Origin of the sequence: Nocardiopsis sp. NPDC101807 (genome assembly GCF_044766605.1) — a bacterium.
Taxonomy (GTDB): Bacteria; Actinomycetota; Actinomycetes; order Streptosporangiales; family Streptosporangiaceae; genus Nocardiopsis; species Nocardiopsis tropica.
The window spans coordinates 91,173-113,597 of sequence record NZ_JBIWMK010000004.1 but is presented as its reverse complement, the minus strand read 5'-3'; the positions used below and the strand labels follow the sequence as shown (position 1 = coordinate 113,597).

17 protein-coding genes are annotated in these 22,425 nt (G+C 74.2%); 4 read left to right on the top strand and 13 right to left on the bottom strand.

The window, feature by feature from the left end; all coding sequences use genetic code 11:
* Positions 1-9: 9 nt before the first annotated feature.
* Complete coding sequence (locus ACIRPH_RS13475) at positions 10-1,035, bottom strand: TAXI family TRAP transporter solute-binding subunit (RefSeq protein ID WP_402913570.1); 1,026 nt, start codon at positions 1,033-1,035, stop codon at positions 10-12.
* A 204-nt stretch (positions 1,036-1,239) separates the two neighbouring features.
* Between ACIRPH_RS13475 and ACIRPH_RS13470 the strand changes: the two genes are divergently transcribed.
* The gene (locus ACIRPH_RS13470) at positions 1,240-2,367 is read left to right on the top strand and encodes a TAXI family TRAP transporter solute-binding subunit (RefSeq protein ID WP_402913568.1); all 1,128 of its coding nucleotides are present in this window, start codon (positions 1,240-1,242) and stop codon (positions 2,365-2,367) included.
* Here ACIRPH_RS13470 and ACIRPH_RS13465 read toward each other — a convergent pair.
* The 4 genes from ACIRPH_RS13465 to ACIRPH_RS13450 all read right to left on the bottom strand — a co-directional run bounded on the left by ACIRPH_RS13465 (position 2,279) and on the right by ACIRPH_RS13450 (position 7,995).
* The gene (locus tag ACIRPH_RS13465) at positions 2,279-3,688 is read right to left on the bottom strand and encodes an ATP-binding protein (RefSeq protein ID WP_402913565.1); all 1,410 of its coding nucleotides are present in this window, start codon (positions 3,686-3,688) and stop codon (positions 2,279-2,281) included. The genes ACIRPH_RS13470 and ACIRPH_RS13465 overlap by 89 nt on opposite strands.
* A gap of 30 nt (positions 3,689-3,718) precedes the next feature.
* On the bottom strand, positions 3,719-4,483 hold the full coding sequence (locus tag ACIRPH_RS13460) for a response regulator transcription factor (protein WP_402913562.1): 765 nt from the start codon (positions 4,481-4,483) through the stop codon (positions 3,719-3,721).
* A gap of 139 nt (positions 4,484-4,622) precedes the next feature.
* Positions 4,623-6,344: a glycerol-3-phosphate dehydrogenase/oxidase gene (locus ACIRPH_RS13455; RefSeq protein WP_402913559.1), complete on the bottom strand. Its 1,722-nt coding sequence runs from the start codon at positions 6,342-6,344 to the stop codon at positions 4,623-4,625.
* Between the two features lie 199 nt (positions 6,345-6,543).
* Positions 6,544-7,995, bottom strand: a complete 1,452-nt coding sequence (locus ACIRPH_RS13450) for an MFS transporter (protein WP_402913556.1) — start codon at positions 7,993-7,995, stop codon at positions 6,544-6,546.
* Between the two features lie 106 nt (positions 7,996-8,101).
* On the opposite strand from ACIRPH_RS13450, the gene ACIRPH_RS13445 reads away from it, so the two are divergent.
* On the top strand, positions 8,102-8,764 hold the full coding sequence (locus tag ACIRPH_RS13445) for a MarR family winged helix-turn-helix transcriptional regulator (RefSeq protein WP_402913553.1): 663 nt from the start codon (positions 8,102-8,104) through the stop codon (positions 8,762-8,764).
* Between the two features lie 106 nt (positions 8,765-8,870).
* On the opposite strand, the gene ACIRPH_RS13440 is transcribed toward ACIRPH_RS13445, so the two are convergent.
* From ACIRPH_RS13440 to groES, 6 genes are all read right to left on the bottom strand, one after another.
* The gene (locus ACIRPH_RS13440) at positions 8,871-9,749 is read right to left on the bottom strand and encodes a lytic transglycosylase domain-containing protein (protein WP_402913551.1); all 879 of its coding nucleotides are present in this window, start codon (positions 9,747-9,749) and stop codon (positions 8,871-8,873) included.
* A gap of 273 nt (positions 9,750-10,022) precedes the next feature.
* Complete coding sequence (locus ACIRPH_RS13435) at positions 10,023-11,129, bottom strand: GuaB3 family IMP dehydrogenase-related protein (RefSeq protein ID WP_402914762.1); 1,107 nt, start codon at positions 11,127-11,129, stop codon at positions 10,023-10,025.
* A 363-nt stretch (positions 11,130-11,492) separates the two neighbouring features.
* A complete protein-coding gene (guaB, locus tag ACIRPH_RS13430; protein ID WP_402913548.1) occupies positions 11,493-12,983 on the bottom strand; it encodes an IMP dehydrogenase in 1,491 nt (496 codons plus the stop codon).
* 490 nt (positions 12,984-13,473) lie between these two features.
* Entirely contained in the window at positions 13,474-14,115 is a 642-nt protein-coding gene (locus ACIRPH_RS13425) for a sigma-70 family RNA polymerase sigma factor (protein ID WP_402913546.1), read from the bottom strand.
* 207 nt (positions 14,116-14,322) lie between these two features.
* Positions 14,323-15,930, bottom strand: coding sequence for a chaperonin GroEL (gene groL, locus ACIRPH_RS13420; protein WP_402913544.1), 1,608 nt, complete (start codon positions 15,928-15,930; stop codon positions 14,323-14,325).
* A gap of 114 nt (positions 15,931-16,044) precedes the next feature.
* A complete protein-coding gene (gene groES, locus ACIRPH_RS13415) occupies positions 16,045-16,356 on the bottom strand; it encodes a co-chaperone GroES (protein WP_267948087.1) in 312 nt (103 codons plus the stop codon).
* A gap of 292 nt (positions 16,357-16,648) precedes the next feature.
* On the opposite strand from groES, the gene ACIRPH_RS13410 reads away from it, so the two are divergent.
* Both ACIRPH_RS13410 and ACIRPH_RS13405 read left to right on the top strand, forming a co-directional pair.
* Positions 16,649-17,923, top strand: a complete 1,275-nt coding sequence (locus ACIRPH_RS13410; protein ID WP_402913540.1) for an SAM-dependent methyltransferase — start codon at positions 16,649-16,651, stop codon at positions 17,921-17,923.
* 381 nt (positions 17,924-18,304) lie between these two features.
* Positions 18,305-20,542, top strand: coding sequence for a hypothetical protein (locus ACIRPH_RS13405; protein WP_402913537.1), 2,238 nt, complete (start codon positions 18,305-18,307; stop codon positions 20,540-20,542).
* A gap of 149 nt (positions 20,543-20,691) precedes the next feature.
* Here ACIRPH_RS13405 and ACIRPH_RS13400 read toward each other — a convergent pair whose 3' ends face one another.
* Together ACIRPH_RS13400 and ACIRPH_RS13395 are read right to left on the bottom strand one after the other, a co-directional pair.
* Entirely contained in the window at positions 20,692-21,102 is a 411-nt protein-coding gene (locus ACIRPH_RS13400) for a VOC family protein (protein ID WP_402914760.1), read from the bottom strand.
* A 216-nt stretch (positions 21,103-21,318) separates the two neighbouring features.
* Entirely contained in the window at positions 21,319-22,287 is a 969-nt protein-coding gene (locus ACIRPH_RS13395) for a zinc-binding dehydrogenase (protein WP_402913534.1), read from the bottom strand.
* Positions 22,288-22,425: the final 138 nt, after the last annotated feature.

Below are 22,425 nucleotides of genomic sequence, written 5' to 3'. Positions count from 1 at the left end.
GCGCGCCCCCTACGGGAGCAGGTCCCCGGGGATCTCGACGCCCTGCTCCTCGTAGAAGCGGACCGCGCCGGGGTGCACCGGGACCGGGCTGTTGGCGATGGTCTCGGGGACCAGGTACTCCTCGCCGGGGGCGTACACGTTGAGGACCTGGTCGATGTTCTCGAACAGGGCCGAGGTGATGTCGTAGGCCTGCTGCTCGTTGAACTCGCCGGACACGACCAGGGCGTTCCAGACCGCGATGGTCTCGACGTCCTCGTCCACGCCCGGGTAGGTGCCGCCCGCGATGACGTGCTCGGTGTAGCCGCCGTACCCGTTGACGACGGCGGAGCGCTCGTCGTCGCAGAGCGGGATGATGGAGATGTCGTCGGTGGTGCCGAGCTCGGTGATCCCGGCGTGGCCCTCGCCGACCACCCAGGAGCCCGCGTCGAGCTGGTTGTTCTGGAGCGCGCTCGCGGTCTCCGCGTAGCCGAGCTGGTCGATCTCGATCTCGGTGAGGGCGATCTCCAGCGACTCGAAGACCTGGTTGGTGGTGGCCTCGTTGCCGCTGCCGACGTCGCCGACGGAGTAGCGGTTGCCGACCACGTCCCCGAAGCACTCGAAGCCCTTGGCCTGCGCGATGGAGTCCAGGGTCACCGCGTGGAAGACGTTGGGGTAGAGGACGGCCAGCGAGTAGGTCTGGACGGGGTCGCCCTCGAAGTCCGCGCTGCCCTGGGCGGCCTGGTCGGCCGCGTCGCCCTGGACGATGCCGATGTGGCCCTCCCCGGAGCCCAGCAGGCGGATGTTCTCCACCGACGCGCCCGTGGCCTCGACCGAGCCGGTCTGCCCCTCGACGTGGTCGCCGATGATGGTGCTCAGGGCGCCGCCGATCGGGTAGTAGACGCCCGCGGTGCCGCCGGTGACGATGCTGAGGCGCTCCTGCACGGGTCCGGCCCCGAGGCCGGCCTCCTCGCCCCCGGACTCCGCGGGCTGGGCGCAGCCGGCCAGCAGCAGGGCGCCGGCGGGGATGGCGGCCAGGGACAGCATCGGGCGTCGCATGGTCGGGGGTGTCCTCTCGGGGGAAGGCGGGGGCTGTGGCGGAGCGGCTCCGACCGGAGGCGGGATCCGCTCCGAGCAGGGGCGATGTGGCTCAGGCCACTCCGCTGACCTGAAACGTAGCCGTCACGCGCCCGCAACCCGTAGCGGGACGGAAGGGATTTGAGCCTCTCCTGAGGTTTCGCGGTCCTTGCTAGTGTTCGGGCCATGGCGCGATCCCCCGTCCAGCGGCTGTCCGCGACCGCCGGGCTCCTCCTCACGGTCGTGGTCGCGGCCCCCCTCCTCACCTGGTCGCAGACGTGGGTGTCCGACCCGCTGCGCCTGTCCCTCGGCACGGGCGGCGAAGGGGGCGTCTACCACGCCTACGGCTCCGGGCTCGCCCGGATCGCGACCGCCCGCCCGGACACCGAGATCACCGCGCTCACCACCGCCGCGAGCGTGGAGAACAACCGGAGGGTGGCCGCCGGCTCCCTGGACGCCGCCTTCACGCTGGCCGACGTCGCCGCGCTGGCGGTCGCGGGGGACCCGCCCTTCGAGGAACCCCTGCCCATCACGGCGATCGCCCGCCTCTACGACAACCACACGCATCTGGTGGTGCGCGCGGACTCCCCCTACGAGGAGGTCTCCGACCTCGCCGGGGCCACCGTGTCCGTGGGCGCCCGGGGCTCGGGCACCGAGATGATGGCCGACCGGCTCCTGGACCTGGCCGGGCTCCGCCCGGCGCCCGCAGGATCCGAAGGCCGCCTCCGGGAGGGCGGGACCGTCCGGCTCCAGCTGGGCATCGGGGCCTCGGCGCGGGCCCTGGAGACCGGGGAGGTCGACGCGTTCTTCTGGTCCGGCGGCCTGCCCACCCAGGCGGTCGCCGACCTGGCGGAGCGCACCCCCGTCCGGCTGCTCGACCTGGCAGGGCACGTCCCCGCGCTGGTCGCCGGGTACGGCGAGTACTTCTCCGAGCGGCCGGTGCCCGCGGGCACGTACCCGGGCGTGCCCCCGGTGCGCACCGTCGGGGTCCCGAGCCTGCTGATCGCCGACGCGTCCATGCCCGACGACTCGGCGGAGGACCTGACCCGCCTGCTGTTCGAGTGGCGGGACCAGCTGGCCCGGATCCACCCGGTCGCGCTGCACCTGGACACCCGGTCGGCGATCGCGACCCTGCCGATCCCCCTGCACCCCGGCGCGGCCGAGTACTACCGCGAGGTCAAGTACGCCTACGACGGGCCGGTCGGCGGCGGGGCGGCGGACGCGCTCAGGCCGGCAGGCGGATCCTCGCGTCGATCCCGTGCGGCGAGGCCGGCCGCAGGGACAGGTGCGCCCCCTGGAGCTCCAGCAGCGTGACGACGATGGACAGGCCCAGCCCGGAGCCTCCCACCCCGTCGTGGCCGTCGCGCCAGAACGGCCGGGACGCCTGCTCCAGCCGCGCCTCGGGCAGTCCCGGCCCGTCGTCCACCACGTGCACGTCCACGTGGCCGGGCCCGTCGGGGCCCGCCTCCCCCCGCTCCACCCGCACCGTGACCCGCACTCCGCTCCCGCCGAACTTCAGGGCGTTGTCGATGAGCGCGTCCAGCGCCTGGTCCAGGGTCCCCTCCGCGCTGCGGACCCGCACCCCCTCGTCGCCCTCGCGGACCAGCACGGCGCCCGCGCGCTCCGCGATCGGCTCCCAGGACGCCAGCCGGTCGTCGACGACCTCCAGGACGTCCTCCCACACCAGGGACGGCTCCGTGTCCTCCGTCCGGGCGAGGGTGAGCAGGCTGTCGCAGATCCGGGAGAGGCGGTCCACCTCGTCCAGTGCCATCCGGTGCTCGCGCGCCCCCTCCGGGGTGAGGTGCCGCGACAGGGAGTCCACCCGCAGCCGCAGGGCCGCCAGGGGGTTGCGCACCTGGTGGCCCGCGTAGGACACGAAGGTGCGCTGGCTCTCCAGCATGGAGGTGATGGTGTCCGCCATCCGGTTGAACGACTCCCCCAGGCGGCGCAGCTCCTCGGGCCCCTCCTCCGCCCGCACCCTGGTGTCCAGGCTCCCCCCGCTGACGGCGCGGGTCGCCTCGTCCAGGTCGTCGATGGGGCGCAGCACCCAGCGCGTGAGGGGGCCCGCCGCGGCGAACCCGGCGGCCATGAGGACGGCGACCGCCGCCCAGGCCACGCACCACTGCACGAGGGTCGAGCGGCGCAGGGAGCCGGTGGGCGAGGCGGTGACCGCCGCGCCGACGACCTCGCCCGAGCTGCCGATGGGCTCGGCCACGACCAGCGGCCCCCGCTGCCAGGGGTAGACCACCCTGTCGGCGCCCATGCGGTTGCCGGCCAGCGCGGTCCGCACCGCCTCGGGCAGCTCGCCGCCGTGCTCCCCCCGCCGCCCGGGTTCCAGGTCCGACAGGTCGGCGCCCTCGCGGGAGGAGGCGACGACGGCGCCGTCCCGGTCGACGACGAGGGCGGTGATGCCGTACAGCCGGTCGTAGGCCGCCAGTTCGCCCGTCAGGCCCGTCGCCGACCCCGTGAGCACACTCGGTTCGGCGAGGCCGGCGAAGCGGGCGGTGTCGTTGATCCGGTCCAGGAGCATGTCGGAGGTGCCCCGGGCGGCGATGCTCCCGCACAGGGGCAGGGCCAGCCCGAGGCAGGCCGCGACCAGGAGGGTCGCGTACACGGTCAGCACGCGTCGGCGCATGGCGGCGCCCCGGTCGGGGCCGGGCCCCGGTCAGGCCCGCCGGGCCGGGGCGGCCTCGGCGGCGCGTCCGGCCGGGTCGGGCCCGCGGTCGGGCCCGCGGTCGGGCCCGTGACGGGAGGCGGGGACGCCGCTCCCGCCCTCCGCCAGCCGGTAGCCGACGCCGCGCACGGTCTCGATGAGCCCGGGCACGCCCAGCTTGGCCCGCAGGGTGCCGATGTGCACCTCCAGCGTGCGCAGCGTCCCCGGCCAGGTGGTCCGCCACACCCTCAGGATCAGGCGTTCGCGGGACACGACCGCGCCCGCCTCCGCCGCCAGGGCGAGGAGGAGGTCGAACTCCTTCCGGGTGAGGTCCACCCGCGCGCCGTCGCGGACGACGGCGCGCGTCGCGCGGTCGACCCGCAGGGGGCCGATCGCCAGGGGACCCCCGTCCCGCCTGCGGGTACGGCGCAGCACCGCCTCCATCCGCGCGCAGAGCTCGTCGACGGCGAGCGGCTTGACCACGTAGTCGTCGGCCCCCGAGCGCAGGCCCCGGACGCGTTCGCGCTGCCTGCCGCGCGCGGTGACCATGATGACCGCGGTGTCGCCGACGTCGTGGCGCTCGCGCAGGAGGCCGCACAGCTCGATGCCGTCCATGTCGGGCAGGCCGAGGTCGAGAAGGACCAGGTCGGCGGGGGCCGCGGCCAGCGCGCCCTCGGCCGTCCGGACCTGGTCGACCGTGTAGCCGTTGGCCTCCAGTGCGCCGGCGAGGGCGTCGGCGAGCCGGACGTCGTCCTCGACGAGGAGCACCTTGATCATGGGTTCGCGTCCTTCGGGGGGAGGGCAGGGGTCGCTACCGCACCCTAGCGGGGCGGTGTGCCGCAGGCCACACGCGCGGGCCCGCCGTCCGGGGACGGCGGGCCCGCGGGGCCTCGGCGGGGGCGCCCCCGCCCGCCGGTCAGTTCCGGGTGACGCGCGCCTCCGGGACGATCTCGGGCGCCCCGTGCTGAATGGCGTCGGCCTCCTGGTCGGTGTCCTGCTCCTGGGCCGCGCGCTCCGCCTCGATCCCCTTGCGGTAGTACTCCACCTCCCGCTGGATCTGCTCCTTGCTCCAGTCCAGCGGCCCGGCGAGGAGTTCGGCGGCCTCCTCGGCCGCGGCGATCCCCCGGTCCCAGGTCTCGAAGGAGATCCGGGTCCGCCGGGAGAGGACGTCCTCCAGGTGGCGCGCCCCCTCCGCCTCCGCGGCGTAGACGATCTCCGCGCGCAGGTAGTCGTCGGCCGCCGCGAGCGGGCGTCCCAGGTCGGGGCGCTCCCTGACGAGGTCGAGCAGGTCGTGCACGCCGGAGCCGTGGCGGCGGAGCAGGTGGGTGATCCGGGAGACGTGCAGGCCCGAGTCGCGGGCGAGCCGGTACCGCTGGTTGTAGAGCGCTGCGTAGCCGTCCGCGCCCACCAGCGGAAGCCGGTCGGTGACCGACTGTGGGACGCCGCCGCCCAGGCCGTGGGCGACCGCGTCCACCGCGTCCTTGGCCATCACCCGGTAGGTGGTGTACTTGCCCCCCGCGATGAGGACCAGGCCCGGCACCGGGTGGGCGACCGTGTGCTCCCGGGACAGCTTGGACGTCTCCTCGGACTCGCCCGTCAGCAGGGGCCGCAGCCCCGCGTACACGCCCTCGACGTCGTCCCTGCCCAGGGGCGTGCGCAGGACCTGGTTGACGTGGTCCAGGACGTAGTCGATGTCGGCGCGGCTCGCCGCAGGGTTCTCCTTGTCCAGGTCCCAGGCGGTGTCGGTGGTGCCGATGATCCAGTGGCGGCCCCACGGGATGACGAACAGGACGCTCTTCTCCGTGCGCAGGATCATGCCGGAGGAGGCCTGGATGCGGTCGCGCGGGACGACCAGGTGGATGCCCTTGGAGGCGCTGACGTGGATCTGCCCGCGACCGCCGACCATCTCCTGGATGTCGTCGGTCCACACCCCCGCGGCGTTGACCACCTGACGGGCGCGGATGCGCAGCTCGTCGCCGGTCTCCAGGTCGGCGACGCTGGCGCCGACGACGTGTTCGCCCTCGCGCAGGAACCCGACCGCCTGGACCCGGGACGCGATCCCGGCCCCCAGTCCGGCGGCGGTGCGCAGCACGCTGGTGACGAGCCGGGCGTCGTCCACCTGGCAGTCCCAGTACTGGATCGCCCCCGCCAGGGCGCTGCGCTTGAGGGCCGGGAAGACCTTCAGCGCGCCGTTCCTGCTCAGGTGCCGGTGGGAGGGGAGCCCCCGGTTGTTGCGGGAGGACATCGCCAGGGCGTCGTACAGCGTGACGCCCGCGCCGATGTAGGCGCGCTCCCACTGCCGCGCGAACGGGAACAGGAAGGGCACCGGGCGGACCAGGTGCGGCGCGATGGTGGTGAGGAGCAGACCGCGTTCGTGCAGCGCCTCGCGGACGAGCTCGAAGTCGAACTGCTCCAGGTAGCGCAGTCCGCCGTGGATGAGTTTGCTGGATCTGCTGGAGGTGCCCGAGGCGAAGTCGCGTGCCTCGACGAGCCCCGTGGACAGCCCGCGCGAGACCGCGTCCAGGGCGATACCGGCCCCGACGATGCCTCCCCCGACCACGAGGACGTCGAGTTCCCCGTCCTTCATCGACGCGAGCGCCTCGGCGCGCCCCTTCGGTCCCAGCCAGGTGGTAGCCATCCGTGGTCCTCCGTCTCGATGGTGTTACTCCCAGGCGCATACCCACCCGGGGCCCGTGTCCATCGGGGCGATCAGAGGGAACCAGGCTAGCCGCCCGGGGGCGGGCGCGCCGTGCGCCCGCCCCCGGACCGGCGTGTCCTCCGCGCGGCGGCCCAGGGACGCGCCGGCCGCAGGGCGGTGCGCGGACCTGCCCGGCGGCTCATCCGGCCGGACGGCCCCGCAGCGCCAGGGCGAGGAGGGCGGCGGCCGCGGTGGCCAGACCGCCCGCGAGGGAGGCGGCGCCGAGCCCGGAGGAGGCGGGCCCCGCGGCGGCGTCGGCGACGGCGACCAGGGACGCCAGGCCGACGGCGGCGCCGATCTGCTGGGCGGTGGACACCATCGCCGAACCGACCCCCTGTTCGTCGTCGGCGACGCCCGACGCGGCGGCGGCGAACAGCACCGGGTAGGTGGTCCCCGCCGTCACCCCGAGCAGGACGACCGCCGGGAGCACCGCCCAGTAGGAGTCGGCGGCGACGGCCACGGCGAAGAGGGCCGCGGTGGCGCCCGACCCGGCCATGCCGGCCGCCAGCGCTCGGCGGACGCCCCACCGGTCGAGCAGCGGCGGCAGGAGCAGGGCCGAGCCGAGCATGGCGGCCAGCCCCTGCGGGAGGAAGCCGAGCCCCGCCGCGAGCGGGCTGAGGCCGAGGGCGCCCTGGACGTGCGTCGTGTACACGTAGTGCAGCGTGTTCACGGTTCCCATGAGCACGAAGACCAGCGCCATGGTGACCAGCAGGGGGCGGTTGGTGAGCAGGCCCGCCGGCAGCAGGGGGTCCGGGGCGCGGCGTTCGAGGAGCAGCAGCGCCCCCAGGGTCAGCAGGCCGAGGAGGATCGCCCCGGCGCTCTGCCAGGAGGCCCACCCGGCACTCTGCCCGAGGGAGATGCCGAGGACCACCAGGAGGGACCCGGCGGTGACCGCCGCCGCTCCGGGCAGGTCGAACCCGGCCCGTGCGGGGCGGCGCCCGTCGGCCGGGAGCACGCCCGGGGCCGCCACCACGACCGCGAGGGTGGCCGGGACGAGCGCCCAGAACACCGAGGGCCAGCCGAACACGCTGGTGAGGATGCCTCCGACGGCGCCTCCGGCCAGGGCGCCGAACGCGCCGGCGGTCCCCCACACCGCCATGGCGCGCGTGCGTTCGGGCCCCTTCCGGAAGGTGTTGTTGAGCAGGGAGAGGGTGGCGGGGAAGAGCGCCGCGGCGCCGAGCCCCTGGAGCGCGCGGGCGGCGATCAGGACCCCGGGGTCCTGGGCAAGGGCCCCGGCGACGGAGGCCGCGCCCATGAGGGCGGCGCCGGCCACGAGCATGCGGCGCGCGCCGAGCCGGTCGGCGGCCCGGCCGCCGAGGAGGAGGAAGCCGCCGTAGCCGAGCGAGAAGGCGGTGACCACCCACTGGAGCGAGGCGGGGCCGAAGCCGAGGTCCGCGCCGATCTGCGGCAGAGCGATGTAGACGATGTTGAAGTCGACCGAGATGGTGAAGTGGGCCAGCGCCAGGACGGCGAGCGCGAGGACGGCCCGGCGGGGTCGCCCGGGGCCGGCGGTGGACCGGGGCTCTGCCGGGCCCGCGAGACGGGCGGGCGCTCCGGGGCCGGTGGAGGCTGCGGGTTCGGTGGGATTCATGGGGCACGGCTCTCTGGGAGGGTTTTGCTACAGCGCTGAACTATTCAGCACGAGAGTAAGGCAGAATGCTTCAGTGCGCAACATTCCAAACTGGTAGCATTTGACCATGAGCGAGCACTGCGGGATCAGCACGTCCGAGGAGCGGACCTGGGACGCCGCCACACTGGCCTTCCGCCTGCTGGACCAGCGCGTGGAGCGCGACGTCCAGCAGGAGGTCGACCTCCCCCTGACCTACTACGAGCTGCTCGTCCTGCTCTCGAAGACCGAGCACGGGTCACTGCGGATGAGCGACCTGGCCGAGCTGACCCACACCAGGGCCAGCCGGATCTCGCACGCGGTGCGGAAGCTGGCCGAGGCGGGCCTCGTGGACCGCGTGCACTGCGAGGAGGACCGCCGCAGCTGGTTCGCCGTCCTGACCGACAAGGCCCGCGGGGTCCTGCGGGACGCCGGCGCGAGGCACGTGGTCAGCATGCGGGAGAACCTGTTCGACGTGCTCAGCGCCGAGCAGCGCGACCAGCTGCTCGACATCAGCCGGACACTGCTCGCCCGGCTCGCCCCCGAGAGCGCGCTCGCCCGGGAGGGCGTCCCCACCCGGGAGGAGAGCGACGCGCTCGCGCGGGAGGCCGGGGGCGGGGGCCACAGGGCAGGCGGTACGTCCGGGACCGGCGCGGACGGCGGGACCGGGGGCGGGGACAGGACGCCCGGGACCGGCACGGCGGGCGGGGCCGCGGGGACCGGCGCACCGGAGGGGGCCGGGGCGCGCGGGTGAGCGCGGGCACGGCTGCGCGGAGCGGGCCCGGGGACCCCCCGATTCCAGGGAACCACGCGGAACCGCTCCGCGGGAGGCCCCCGTCGGGGCCTGTGGACGGAACCGCTCAGGCGGACGCGTCGGCGTAGGCGTGCGCGTAGGCGAGGACGTCGTTGAGGTACTCCCTGGACTGGTTGTACTCCAGGATCGCGTCCTCCCAGTCGGCCGCGTCGGTCAGGTCGCGGCCCTCCGAGCACAGGTACCGGGCGGCGGCCAGCGCCGCGTCGTCGATGTTGTGCGGGTCGGGGTCGCCGCCCTCCAGCGAGGCGCCCCAGCGCCCCCACGTCGTCGGGATGAACTGCATCGGGCCGATGGCCCGGTCCCACTCGGTGTCGCCGTCGTACCGGCCGCCGTCGGTGTCGGGGATGGCGCGGGTGTTGTTGGTGCCGTCGAGCGGGATGCCGATGATGTCCACGGTCGTGGTGCCGTCCGGTCCGAGCTCGCCCCCGGCGTAGGTGCCGTGGATCGACTCCACCATGCCGATCCCGGCCAGGGTGGGCCAGGACAGCTGGCAGGACGGCTGGTCCTCGGCCATCACCAGCTGCGCGCTCGCGTACCCCTCCAGGGCCCGGCTCGGGATGGTCGTCGCCTCGGCCACCCGCTCCACCCAGGCGCCCTCGGCGCGCGGGGCGGTCGGCTCCGGGGTGTGCCGCTCGTCGGCGCCCGGCTCCCCGGACGCGCCCGGGTCCGCCTCGGCCGCCGTCAGCTCGGAGCGGTCCGGCGGCCCCGTGAGCTGGTCGTGCGGCGGCGTCTCGATGGTCCCGGCCTGGGGTTCGGCGGTCTGCCCGGCGGGCGGGGACCACTCGTTGAGGGCGTCGGACACCCGCCCCACCAGGTAGAACACTCCTCCCGTCACCAACAGGCACAGTGAGAGCGTCACACAGACGGCGATCACCGGACCACGACTTCGACGCCTCCCGGTACCGGTGTCCCGTCGGCTGCCCATCTGGCTCCCCGCTCGTCAAGAAAAGGTCAACTGCACATCACGCGTCACCAAAGTACGCGACCAGGGACAGTCGGTGCTCATCGATCCCACCCCCACCCCCGTTCTCCCAGTTCAGGGACGTGGGGCCCGGCCCCCGGGCGGCGCCGTCCCGGCCACCGGGCCGCTCACGGGGCCGCGGGGCGCGTCGGTCCGGCCCCGCGCCCGGGCCTGCGCGGACGCGGGGGGGCCGTGCCGCACGGCACGGCCCCCTCGACCCGTTCGGGACGCGTACGCCTAGCGGTGCGGGTTGACGACGACCTCGACCCGCTGGAACTCCTTGAGGTCCGTGTAGCCGGAGGTGGCCATCGTGCGGCGCAGGGCGCCCATGAGGTTCATGGAACCGTCGCTGGTGTCGGCCGGGCCGTGCAGGATCGACTTGAGGTCGCCGATGGTGCCCACCCTGACCCGCTCGCCGCGCGGCAGCTCCTCGTGGTGGGCCTCGCTGCCCCAGTGGTAGCCGCCGCCGGGGGCCTCCGTGGCCCGCGCCAGGGGCGAACCCACCATGACGGCGTCGGCGCCGCAGGCCAGGGCCTTGGCGATGTCACCGCTGCCGGTCATGCCGCCGTCCGCGATGACGTGCACGTAGCGGCCCCCGGACTCGTCCAGGTAGTCGCGGCGCGCGGCGGCCACGTCGCCGATGGCGCTCGCCATCGGCACGGCCACGCCGAGCACGGACCGCGTGGTGTGCCCGGAACCGCCGCCGAAGCCCACCAGGACGCCGGCCGCGCCGGTCCGCATCAGGTGCAGGGCCGCGGTGTAGGTGGCGCACCCGCCCACCACGACCGGGACGTCCAGGTCGTAGATGAACTGCTTGAGGTTGAGCGGCTCGGCGCGCCCGGACACGTGCTCGGCGGACACCGTGGTGCCGCGGATCACGAAGATGTCCACGCCGGCGTCGACGACGGCCTTGTGGTACTGGGCGGTGCGCTGCGGCGACAGCCGCGCCGCGGTGACCAGGCCGGCGTCGCGGATCTCCTCGATCCGGCGGCCGATCAGCTCCTCCCGGATGGGGGCGGCGTAGATCTCCTGGAGCCGCCTGGTGGCCGCGACGTCGTCGAGTTCGCGGATCTCCTGGAGCAGCGGTTCCGGGTCCTCGTAGCGGGTCCAGAGGCCCTCCAGGTCGAGCACGCCCAGACCGCCCTGCTCCCCGACGGCCACGACCGTCTTGGGGGAGGCGACGCTGTCCATGGGGCTGACCACCAGCGGCGTCTCGAACCGGTAGGCGTCGATCTGCCAGGCGATCGACACCTCCTCCGGGTCCCTCGTGCGTCGGGCAGGCACGATCCCGATCTCGTCGAGCTCATAGGCCCGGCGCCCGTTCTTGCCCAGCCCGATCTCCACCTGCGCCAACGTTTCGATCCCCTCTGACGTGCGTCACCGGCTCGTCTACCGGCGTCTTTCCTGCCGCCGAGAGTCTATCCGCCCAAAAGTTGGACCGGGTTTGACCCGCTCCGCCTGGACTCGCGCACCGGGGCCGGGCGGGTCGCAGCCCCACCGGCCGGGCGGGCCCCGGGGGCCTCACCCGTTCCCGTGGGGGCCGGGTCCTCGGCGCTCCCGGGCCCCCGAACCGTCCGGGCGGCGGAGCCGCCCCGCACCGCAGCCGGGGCGGGGGCGGAAAGGGGGAGACGCGAACGGGCCGCCCGGGAGGGGTCTCCCGGACGGCCCGCACCGCCGACGCGCCGGCGGACCGGCGCGCGGGACGGGTCAGCGCGCGTTGTAGTTGGGCGCCTCGACGGTCATCTTGATGTCGTGCGGGTGGCTCTCCCGCAGTCCGGCGCTGGTGATCCGCATCAGCTGGCCGCGCTCGCGGAGTTCGGGCACGGTACGGGTCCCCGCGTACCACATGGACTGGTGGAGGCCCCCGACCAGCTGGTGGGCGACCGCCTGGAGCGGGCCGCGGAAGGGCACCTGGCCCTCGATGCCCTCGGGGACCAGCTTGTCCTCGGAGGCGACGTCGGCCTGGGCGTAGCGGTCCTTGGAGAAGGAGCGGCCCCGCATGGCGCCGAGCGAGCCCATGCCCCGGTAGGCCTTGAACTGCTTGCCGTTGATGAAGATCAGCTCTCCGGGGCTCTCCTCGACGCCCGCGAGCAGGCTGCCGAGCATGACCGTGCTGGCGCCCGCGGCGATGGCCTTGGCGATCTCGCCGGAGTACTGGAGCCCGCCGTCCGCGATGAGCGGGACGCCCGCCGGACCACAGGCCCTGGAGGCCTCCAGGATGGCGGTGAGCTGCGGCGCCCCGACGCCGGCGACGACGCGGGTGGTGCAGATGGAGCCCGGGCCCACACCGACCTTGACGGCGTCGGCCCCGGCGTCGACGAGCAGCTGGGCGCCGGCCCGCGTGGCCACGTTGCCCGCGACGATGTCGGCGCGGGAGTTGGCCTTGAGCTTGGCGATCATGTCGGCGAGCCCGGCGGAGTGGCCGTGCGCGGTGTCCACGACGACGAAGTCGACCCCGGCCTCGACGAGCAGCTTGGCCCGCTCCTCGGCCTCGGGTCCGACGCCGACGGCGCCGCCGACGACCAGGCGCCCGTCGGCGTCCTTGGTGGCGTCGGGGAACTGCTCGCTCTTGATGAAGTCCTTGACGGTGATCAGGCCGCGCAGGCGGTTCTGCGCGTCGACCAGGGGCAGCTTCTCGACCTTGTGCCTGCGGAGCAGCTCGAAGGCCTGCTCGCGGCTCACGCCGACGGGAGCGGTGACCAGGTTCTCGGTGGTCATGACGTCGCGGACCAGCCGGGTGCGGTCGCTCTCGAAGCGCATGTCCCTGTTGGTGACGATGCCGACGAGGGAGCCGGCGGCGTCGGTGACGGGGACGCCCGAGATCCGGTAGTGGGCGCACAGGCGCTCGACCTCGGCGAGGTCGTCCTCCGGCTTGCAGGTGACGGGGTCGGTGACCATCCCGGCCTCGGAGCGCTTGACCAGGTCGATCTGGCTGGCCTGGTCCTCGGCGGAGAGGTTGCGGTGCAGGACGCCGGCGCCGCCCTGGCGGGCCATGGCCACGGCCATCCGGGCCTCGGTGACGGTGTCCATCGCCGCGGACAGCAGGGGGATGCTCAGGGTGATGTTGCGGGACAGGCGGGTGGTGGTGTCCACCTCGCCCGGCTGGAGGTCGGAGTAGGCCGGTACGAGGAGCACGTCGTCGTAGGTCAACCCCGGCGGCAGCAGTTTGTCCCCGTAGTCGCTGTACTCCTGGCCCATGACACAACCTCCGCTTTCCCGGCACACCTGCGCGGTTTCGCCCCCGCGTGTCGTCTCATCCTAGGTCGTCGCCCTGTGCGGCCCCGGTGGAATGAGGTGTTTGACCCGTCACCCCGACCCGAAAGTGAGCGGTATCACGGTTTGGGGCCGCGTCCGGGCGGACCTGCCCGCCCCTGTCTCCGCACAACACCGGCCGGCGCCCCGGGCTTCCCGCGGGAGGAACCGGGAGGGGCCGTCCGCCGCTGAGCGGGGCGTCCACGGGCGGCCCGTCCACCGGAGCGGCCGGGCAGCACGAAGGGGCCCGTCCACCGGAGCGGCCGGGGCCACGGTCGGCCGACGTGCCCGAGGGCGGGACCGGCGCCCGGTACGACAGGCTCAGTGCCAGCCGGGGCGGCGGCGTCCGGCCCCGCCGGGGCGGTAGCGGCAGCGGCCGTGGGCCCGTGGGCGGTCGGGGCACACGCGGCGCCCGGGACGGGGGCGTCCGCCGTGGTCAGGGGAGGAGGCGGTTCGCCACGGCCACCTGCCGAAGCCGAGCGATAGCTCGGTGCTGGGCGACCCGTACCGCGCCCGCCGACATTCCCAGTACATGTCCCGTCTCATCCGCTGTCAGTCCTGCGATCACCCTCATGACCAGGAGCTTGCGCTGCTGTTCCGGCAGCTCGTCGAGGAGCTCCCTGGCGCGCTGGGCCTCGATCACCCGCACCGCCGACTCCTCCGGCCCCGGGTCGTCGTCCGGCTGCTCGGGCACCGCGTCGGTGGGCACCGTCTCCACCCTGCCCGCGACGCGCAGGGTGTCGGCGACCTTGTGGGCGGCGATGCCGAACACGAAGGCCGCGAAGGGGCGGCCCCGGTCCTGGTAGCGCGGCACGGCCGAGAGCAGCGCGATGCACACTTCCTGCGCCACGTCGTCGGAGTAGTGGGCCAGGCCCGAGACCCGTGCGAGGCGTGCCTGGCAGTACCTGACCACCATGGGCCGGACCGCGCGCAACAGCGAGTCCATGGCCCCGTCGTCCCCCCGGACGGCGAGCGACCCCAGATGGTTCAACCCTGTGTCGCGGGCGGCGGAGTCCGCCTGCCCGTGTGTTCCTGGCCGCTGCGCGGTAGCGCCCCCCCGGGCGCCTGCATCCGTCACGTTAGGAATGATGCCCCCACTGCGGGACCCAACCGCTCCAATCGCCAACTACGGAATGGTCACGTTTTGGGAAAAACGTCCGAAAACGCCACACACTCCAGGGGGAAAAGAGGGGCGCACGTGGTAGTGCGCGGGGGCGGGACACCGACGTGTCCCGCCCCCGGGCCGGTTTCGCGCCCGACCCGTCACCGGGTCCGGCGCGAGGGGTCAGTGACCGTGGCCGTGGCCGTGGTCGTCCGCCTCCTCCTCGGGCTTGTCCGCCACCAGGACCTCGGTGGTCAGGAGCATGCCCGCGATGGACGCGGCGTTCTGGACGGCGGAGCGGGAGACCTTGACCGGGTCCAGGATGCCCTGGGCGGTCAGGTCGCCGTAGGTGCCCTTGGCGGCGTTGTAACCGTGGCCGACCTCCAGCTCGGAGATCCGGTGGGTCACGACGTAGCCCTCGGCGCCCGCGTTCTCCGCGATCCACCGGGCGGGCTCGACCAGGGCGCGGCGCACGATCGCCACACCGGTGGCCTCGTCGCCGGTCAGACCGAGGTCGTCCAGGGCGGACGCCGCGTGCACCAGGGAGGCCCCGCCGCCGGCGACGATGCCCTCCTCGATGGCCGCGCGGGTCGCCGAGATGGCGTCCTCCAGGCGGTGCTTCTTCTCCTTGAGCTCCACCTCGGTGGCGGCGCCGACGCGCAGGACGGACACGCCGCCCGCGAGCTTGGCCAGGCGCTCCTGGAGCTTCTCGCGGTCCCAGTCGGAGTCGCTCGCCTCGATCTCCTTGCGGATCTGGCGCACGCGGTCGTCGATCTCGGACTGCTCGCCCGCACCGTCGACGACGGTGGTGGCGTCCTTCGTGATGACGGTGCGGCGGGCGCTGCCCAGCGCGTCGAGCTCGGCGTTCTCCAGGGTCAGGCCGACCTCCTCGGCGATGACCTGGCCGCCGGTGAGGACGGCGATGTCCTGGAGCATGGCCTTGCGGCGCTCGCCGAAGCCGGGCGCCTTGACGGCGGCGACGTTGAGCGTGCCCCGGATCTTGTTGAGCACCAGGGCGCCCAGCGCGTCGCCGTCGATGTCCTCGGCGATGATCAGGAGCGGCTTCTTGCTCTGGACGACCTTCTCCAGCAGGGGCAGCAGCTCGTTGAGGCTGCTGATCTTCCCCTGGTTGATGAGGATGAGGGCGTCCTCCAGCACCGCCTCCTGGCGGTCGCCGTCGGTGACGAAGTAGGGCGAGACGTAGCCCTTGTCGAACTGGAGCCCCTCGGTGAAGTCGAGGTCCATCCCGAAGGTGGGGGCCTCCTCCACCGTGATGACGCCGTCCTTGCCGACCTTGTCGAACGCCTCGGCGATCAGGTCGCCGATCTGGGCGTCCTGGGCGGAGTTGGTCGCCACGTAGGCGATGTCCTCGCGCTCCTCGACGGGGCGGGCGCGCTCCAGGAGGATCTCGGAGACGCGGGCGGCCGCGGCGTCGATGCCCCTCTTGAGGGCGAGCGGGGAGGCGCCGGAGGTGACGCTGCGCAGACCCTCGCGGACCAGGGCCTGGGCCAGGACGGTCGCGGTGGTGGTGCCGTCGCCGGCGGCGTCGTTGGTCTTGGTGGCGACCTCCTTGACCAGCTGGGCGCCCAGGTTCTCGTACGGGTCGTCCAGCTCGATCTCACGGGCGACGGTCACGCCGTCGTTCGTGATGGTGGGGGCGCCGAACTTCTTGTCGATGACGACGTTGCGGCCGCGCGGGCCGAGCGTCACCTTGACGGCGTTGGCGAGGCGGTCGACGCCCCGCTCGAGGGCGCGGCGGGCGTCGTCCTCGAACTCCAGGATCTTCGGCATGTGGGTGCTTCCTCTTGAGGCTCGTATAAAACGAGCATCCCGCCCCGCCCGGCGTTATGCCGACCGGTGCGGGATGCCTGGCTCCGAGCCCGGCGGACCGGGCCCCGTCGAGACCTACTTCTCGACGACCGCGAGCAGGTCGCGGGCGGAGAGGACCAGGTACTCCTGGCCGTCGTACTTGACCTCGGTGCCGCCGTACTTGCTGTAGAGGACGACGTCGCCGACCTTCACGTCCAGCGGGATGCGCTTGTCGCCCTCGTCGTCCCAACGGCCGGGGCCCACGGCGAGGATCTCGCCCTCCTGGGGCTTCTCCTTGGCGGTGTCCGGGATGACCAGACCGGAAGCGGTGGTCTGCTCGGCCTCCAGCGTCCTGACCACGACGCGGTCCTCGAGCGGCTTCAGCACGGTCTTGGTGGCGGTCGACACGGTGTGACCTCCCCCTTCAAGGTTTCGGTGTACTGGCTCCGGCCCGCGCTGGCACGCGGACCGACTGCGAAAAAGGGGCGACAGAGGCGGCCTGTCGTCGCGGGTGCCAGACCGGCGTCGTCGCGATTAGCACTCTACCCCTGAGAGTGCCAGAATGGAAATGCGACCGTGACCCCCGCTCGGGGACTTCCGTGAGGAGCCGGGCATCCTGCCCCGCGCCCCGGGGCCCGTCGACGCGCGGGGGTCCGGGACCGCCGACACAGACCGCCCTTCGACGTCCGAGGTGAACCCCATGCGCGTGCCCGCCTTCGAGGCGCTGCTCTCCGACGCGGGCCGGGAGGTGCTGGCGGACGTCGACCCGGGGGGCGCGGTCCGGGACCAGCTCGGCACGGCGTCCCTGCTGCGGTCCGACCCGCGCGTGGCGGCCCTGGACCCGGACCTACCCGTCTCGGAGCTGGTCAACGCGCTCCTGACCCAGGTCTCCCTCCGCGAGCGCGGCCGGGCCAAGTTCGGCGACCGGGCGGAGCGGATGTTCTTCACCCCGAACGGCCTGGAGCAGTCCACCCGGCGCGTCGTGGCCGACTACCGGGCGGAGCGGACCGCGGCGGTCGCGGGGGCGGTGCCGGCGGGCGGCGCCGCGGGCGACCTGTGCTGCGGGATCGGCGCGGACCTGCTGGCGCTGGCCGGGCGCGGCGTCCCCGTGGAGGGCGTGGACTCCGACCCGCTGACGGTGGCGGTGGCCCGCGCCAACATCGGGGCCCTCGGGCTGTCGGACCTGGCGCGGGTCCGCGAGGGCGAGGTCGACGCGTCGGCGGTCGGCCGCTACCCGCTGCTGTTCTGCGACCCCGCCCGGCGCGGCGGGCGCGGCCGGGTGTTCGACCCGGCCGCCTACTCCCCCCCGTGGGACGTGGCGACGCGGCTGGCCGGGGCCGCGGAGGCCGCCTGTCTGAAGGCGGCGCCGGGCATCCCGCACGAGGCGCTGCCCGAGGACGCCTCCGCCGAGTGGATCTCGGTGGACGGGGAGCTCAAGGAGACGGCCCTGTGGTTCGGCGCCCTGGCGGAGGGCGCGGGGGCCCGGCGGCGCGCCACGGTCCTGCACGAGCGCGAGGGCCTGCTGGCCCGGGAGGGGGCGGCCGCGCACCTGGACGCCGACCCCGGGGCGGGTCCGGCGCCCGTGGCCCCGGCCCGGCGCTACCTGTACGACCCGGACCCGGCCGTGGTGCGGTCGCACCTGGTGGCGGAGGCGGCGGCGCGGGTGGACGGCGCGCTGCTGGACGAGCGGATCGCCTACTTCACCGCGGACACGGCGGCCGTGTCACCGCTGTGGCGGGTGCTGGAGGTGGTGGAGATGCTGCCGTTCTCCTTGAAGCGCCTGAGGTCTGCGGTGCGGGCGCTGGACGCCGGGACGGTAACGATCAAGAAACGCGGATCGGCGGTGGACACGGAGAAGCTGCGCCGCGATCTGCGGGCGTCGGGCCCGGAGTCGGTGACCGTGGTCCTCACCAGGATCGGCGACCGGCCCTTCTGCCTGCTGTGCCGCGAGGTCGGGACCCCCTCCCCGGGGTGATCCCCCGGCGGCGGCCCGTCGGCGCCCGGGCTCCCGGCACGCCCGGCGGCGGGCGCGCGGACCCCAGATCGTTACCTCTCTCACCCAGATCTTCCGCCGTCCCCTGGGGGCGCAGGGGCCCCGGTCGTTAAACTGGCGACCGCTGCAGTCCTTCCCTTCTCATGGATTCACCCGGAAGACTCGTGTGAGCGGCCCGCCCCGCGATGCGGTCGGATCTCGGGCCTTGCGCCGTACATATACGGACAGTCACACTCCAGTCACGATAGGGCGGTAACCGTCCGGGGGCGCCGCCCGCCCGGGGACCATCGAGAACCCGACCCGTCCGGAACCGTCCACTCCCCCGCATGGGTACGGGAGCGCCAGAACCAAAGGAGCACCTCGGTGGAACAGACCAACCACAACTTCCTCAACGGGGGAGGCCAGTCCGGTGTCTCCGACCGGATGCGTGACCTGCTCTCCCAGGCCGCCCAGGAGCACGTCTCCGAGCAGAAGTCGCAGGGCGCCGTCAGCGAGGAGATGCGCCAGCGCCTCGAGGGGATGGAGTGGCTGCTCCGCGAACTGCGCGAGCGCGAGCTCACCTCCCTCGCCGAGTCCGTCACCACGGTCAACGGGCGCATCGACGACTTCCTCGCCCGCCCGCCGGAATGGGCCGAGACCCTCGCCGAGCACATCGAGGTCGTCGGCCAGCAGGTCAAGCCGCTGTCGGACATGCCGTCCCTGAGGGCCGACACACAGCGCATCGCCGGACACCTGGACACCGTGCTCACCCGCCTCCAGCGGATGGCCGAGACCGGCGACCGGACGGCCGACCAGGTCACCGAGCTCGGTGAGCGCCTGAACGGGCTGAGCGAGACCGTGGGCGCCCGCCTGGACTCCCTCGACACCGCCCTCGCCGCGCTCACCGCCAAGGCCGAGGCCGTCGAGGCGTCGCTGTCCGCCCTCTCCGAGGTCTCCGGCGAGCGGCACGGGGCCGTCGTCACCGCTCTGGCCGAGAGCCGCACCGAGCTCTCCGACTCCCTGGCCGAGGGGCGCACCGAGCTGGCCGAGGCGCTGGCCGCCGGGCGGACCGAGATCACCGGCGCCGTCGAGGCCGGGCGCGAGAGCCTGGCGGGCGCCGTCGCCGAGAGCCGCGAGGCCCTCACCGCCGTCGGCACCGGCCTGGGCGAGACCCTCACCGCCAAGGCCGAAGAGGTCTCCGGCGAGCTGCGGGCCCTCGTGGAGGAGCGCACCGGCGACCTCCGCGCCTCCGCCGACGAGCGGGCCGCCGAGCTCCGCGCCGCGGGCGAGGAGCGCACGGCCGGACTGCGCACCGCACTGGAGGAGCGCACGGCCGAGCTGCGCGCCTCCGTGGAGGAGCTCACCGCGCAGCAGCACGAGACCCTGCTGGCCCGCCTCCAGGAGAACACCGGCGAGCTGGGCGAGCGCACCACCGCCCTGGCCGGGGAGCTCACCGCCCTGGCGGCCGCGTCCGGCGAGCGCCACGAGGCCCTCACCGGCAGGCACGAGGCCCTGGCCGCCAAGGTCGCGGAGAGCGTCGGCTACCTCAGCACGCAGGCCGAGGAGAACCACGCCGAGGCGACCGCCGCCGTCGCCGACGTCACGGGGTCGCTCGCCAAGCTGCGGGAGAACCACGAGTCGTCGCTCACCGAGCTGCGCACCCACCTGCGCCAGCGCCTGGCCGAGCTCGGCGAGGAGATGGAGCTGGGCCGCACCGAGACCCGGGAGCACGCCGAGTCCACGTCGGAGCGGCTGCGCGAGGCCCTGGCCGAGCGCGCCGACGCCCTGGGCGCCCGGATCTCCGAGGACTCCGAGCGGGTCACCGCGGGCTTCGCGGAGCTGCGCGCGTCCGTCCGGGAGTCCGGCGACAGGCTCTCCACGGAGTCCGAGGAGCGGCACCGGACGCTGGCCGAGGCCCTCACCGAGCAGGTCGAGGCCCACCGCGGCGCGCTGGACGAGCGCCTGGAGCGGCAGCGCGAGGCGCTGACCGGCAAGGTCGACAACCACCTCTCGCAGATCACCGGCAAGGTGGACCACGAGCTGGGCCGCCTCACCGACCGCTTCGACACCTTCGAGGGGCACTTCGAGGGAAGCTTCGAGTCCGTCGAGGGCAAGATCGACCGCATCGACGGCCGGATGGACGGTGTCAACGGCCGCCTGGACGGCGTGGACGGCCGGATCAACGGCGTCGAGGGCCAGTTCGAGGGCGTCAGCGGGCACTTCGAGGGCGTGGACGGCCGCATGGAGGCCATCGACGACCGGCTGGAGGCGCTCAACCAGCGGCTCAACCAGCTTCCGCAGACCATGGAGGTCAGCGAGCTGCACCGCCGCCTGACCGACCTGGTGGACCGCCCGCAGCTGGACCACTCCGGCAAGCTGGACGAGATCGACGAGCACGTCACCTCGGCGGTGGCCCCGGTGCTGCGCGAGCTCAAGCAGCGCCCGGACCGCCACGAGCTGGAGGAGACCGTCACCGAGGCGGTCGAGAACTCGCACGACGACATCACCAAGCGGTTCTCCTCCCTGGAGGAGACGGTGCTCGCCCTGGCCGAGGCGCTGCTGCGCCCGGGCCGGGACGGCAAGAAGAAGCGCCGCCGCGACGAGGACGAGGACGACGAGTAGCGGCGGGACGGGGGCGGCGGACGCGCCGTCCGCCCCCTGACCGCCCCCCGGGGGCCGGGACGCCGTGGGCGTCCCGGCCCTCCCGCGTTCCCGGGGCGCGGGCGCCGCGAGGCGCACCGTGCCCCGGCCGGCCGTGGCGGGCTCGGGCGTCAGCGCGCGTCGAGCATCTCCAGGTAGTGCGGGTTGTACATGACCCCCAGCACGTTGCCGAACGGGTCGACCACCGACGCGGTGACGAACCCGGCCTCCCGCCGGGTGAGGGGCTCGTACTCGGCGGCACCCAGTCCGAGCAGGCGCCCGACGGCCCCCTCCACGTCGTCCACGTGCCAGAACACCACCGCGCCGCCCGGGCTCGGCCCCGCGGGGGCCGGGGCGTACCTGCGGTCGATGATGCCCAGTTCGTGCTGGTGGTCGCCGATCCGGAACTCGACGTACGCGGGCGGCAGCCCCTGTCCCGGGCGCTCGAAGTACGGTTCGACGCCCAGGACCTCCGTGTACCAGTCGGCGGCCTCGGTGACGTCGTCCGCCCACAGGCTGATGGTGCTCATTCCGCGCAGCATGGCGTGCCCCCTCGTCGGCCGGGCCCCGCCCGGCGTCTTCGGGACGAAGCTACGGGGAGAGGCGGTCATCCCCTGTCCTCGACCTGGAAACCCCTCGCCGGGGCCCGGCCGACCGGTCGGGCGGGCCCCGGCGGAGGGCCCCGCACGAGAAGCGCCGGACGCGGCCCCGGGACGGCCGCGGTACGCACCGCCCCGGGCGGAGCCGGCGGACGCGGGTCAGACCGTGAAGACGATCTTGCCGAAGTGGTCCCCGTCGAGCATCGCCCGGAACCCCTCCCGGGCCCGGGACAGGGGCAGCACCCGGTCGATCTCGGGGCGCACGCCGGTGCGGGCGCACATCCGCGCCAGGGCGTCCAGCTCCTCCCGGGTCCCCATGGTGGAGCCGATGACCCGCAGCTGGAGGAAGAACACGCGGCTGAGTTCGGCGGAGGGCGCGTCGCCGCTGGTGGCGCCGCAGGTGATGACCGCGCCGCCCGGCTTGAGGGAGCGCAGGGAGTGGCCCCAGGTGGCCTTGCCGACCGAGTCGAAGACGGCGTCGACCCTCTCCGGCAGCCGCTCGCCCGTGGGCAGCGCCGCGTGGGCGCCCAGGGCGAGGGCCCGCTCCCTCTTGGCCTCGCTCCTGCTGGTGGTGTAGACGCGGTGCCCCACGTGGGACGCCAGCCGGATGAGGGCCGCCGACACCCCGCCGCCCGCGCCCTGCACGAGCACCGTCGAACCGGGCCGGAGGTCGGCCTTGCCGAAGAGCATGCTGTAGGCGGTGAGCCACGCGGTGGGCAGGCAGGCGGCCTCCTCGAAGCTCAGCTCCGGCGGCTTGGGCACCAGGTTGCGCCTCGGGACGGCGATCTTCTCCGCGAGGCCGCCGTCGTAGACCTCCGAGAACAGCGACCGGCGCGGGTCGAGGGTCTCGTCGCCGCCGCCCTCCGCAGGGTCGCCGACGACGCCGTGCACGATGACCTCGTTGCCGTCCTCGTCGGTGCCCGCCGCGTCGGTGCCCAGGACCATCGGCAGGTGCTTCTCGCTGAGCGCCGTGCCCCGCAGGCTCCACAGGTCGTGGTGGTTGAGGGCGGCGGCCCTCACGTCGACCACGGTCCACCCCTCGCGGGGTTCGGGGTCGGGGCGTTCACCCGCCTCCAGTCCGGAGAGCGGGTCCTCGGGTGAGATGCGTGCTGCGGTGATAGCGAACATGTCCGTAGCCAACCACGGTGTCCGTTTCCCGTTCCACCCCGGGCCCGGGCGGGCCCCGGCGCGTCGGGGCCCGGAAGCCCGCGCCGTCCGCCGCGGGGAGGGCCGGGGGCCGCTCCCCGGCCCCGGGTGTCGCGCGGC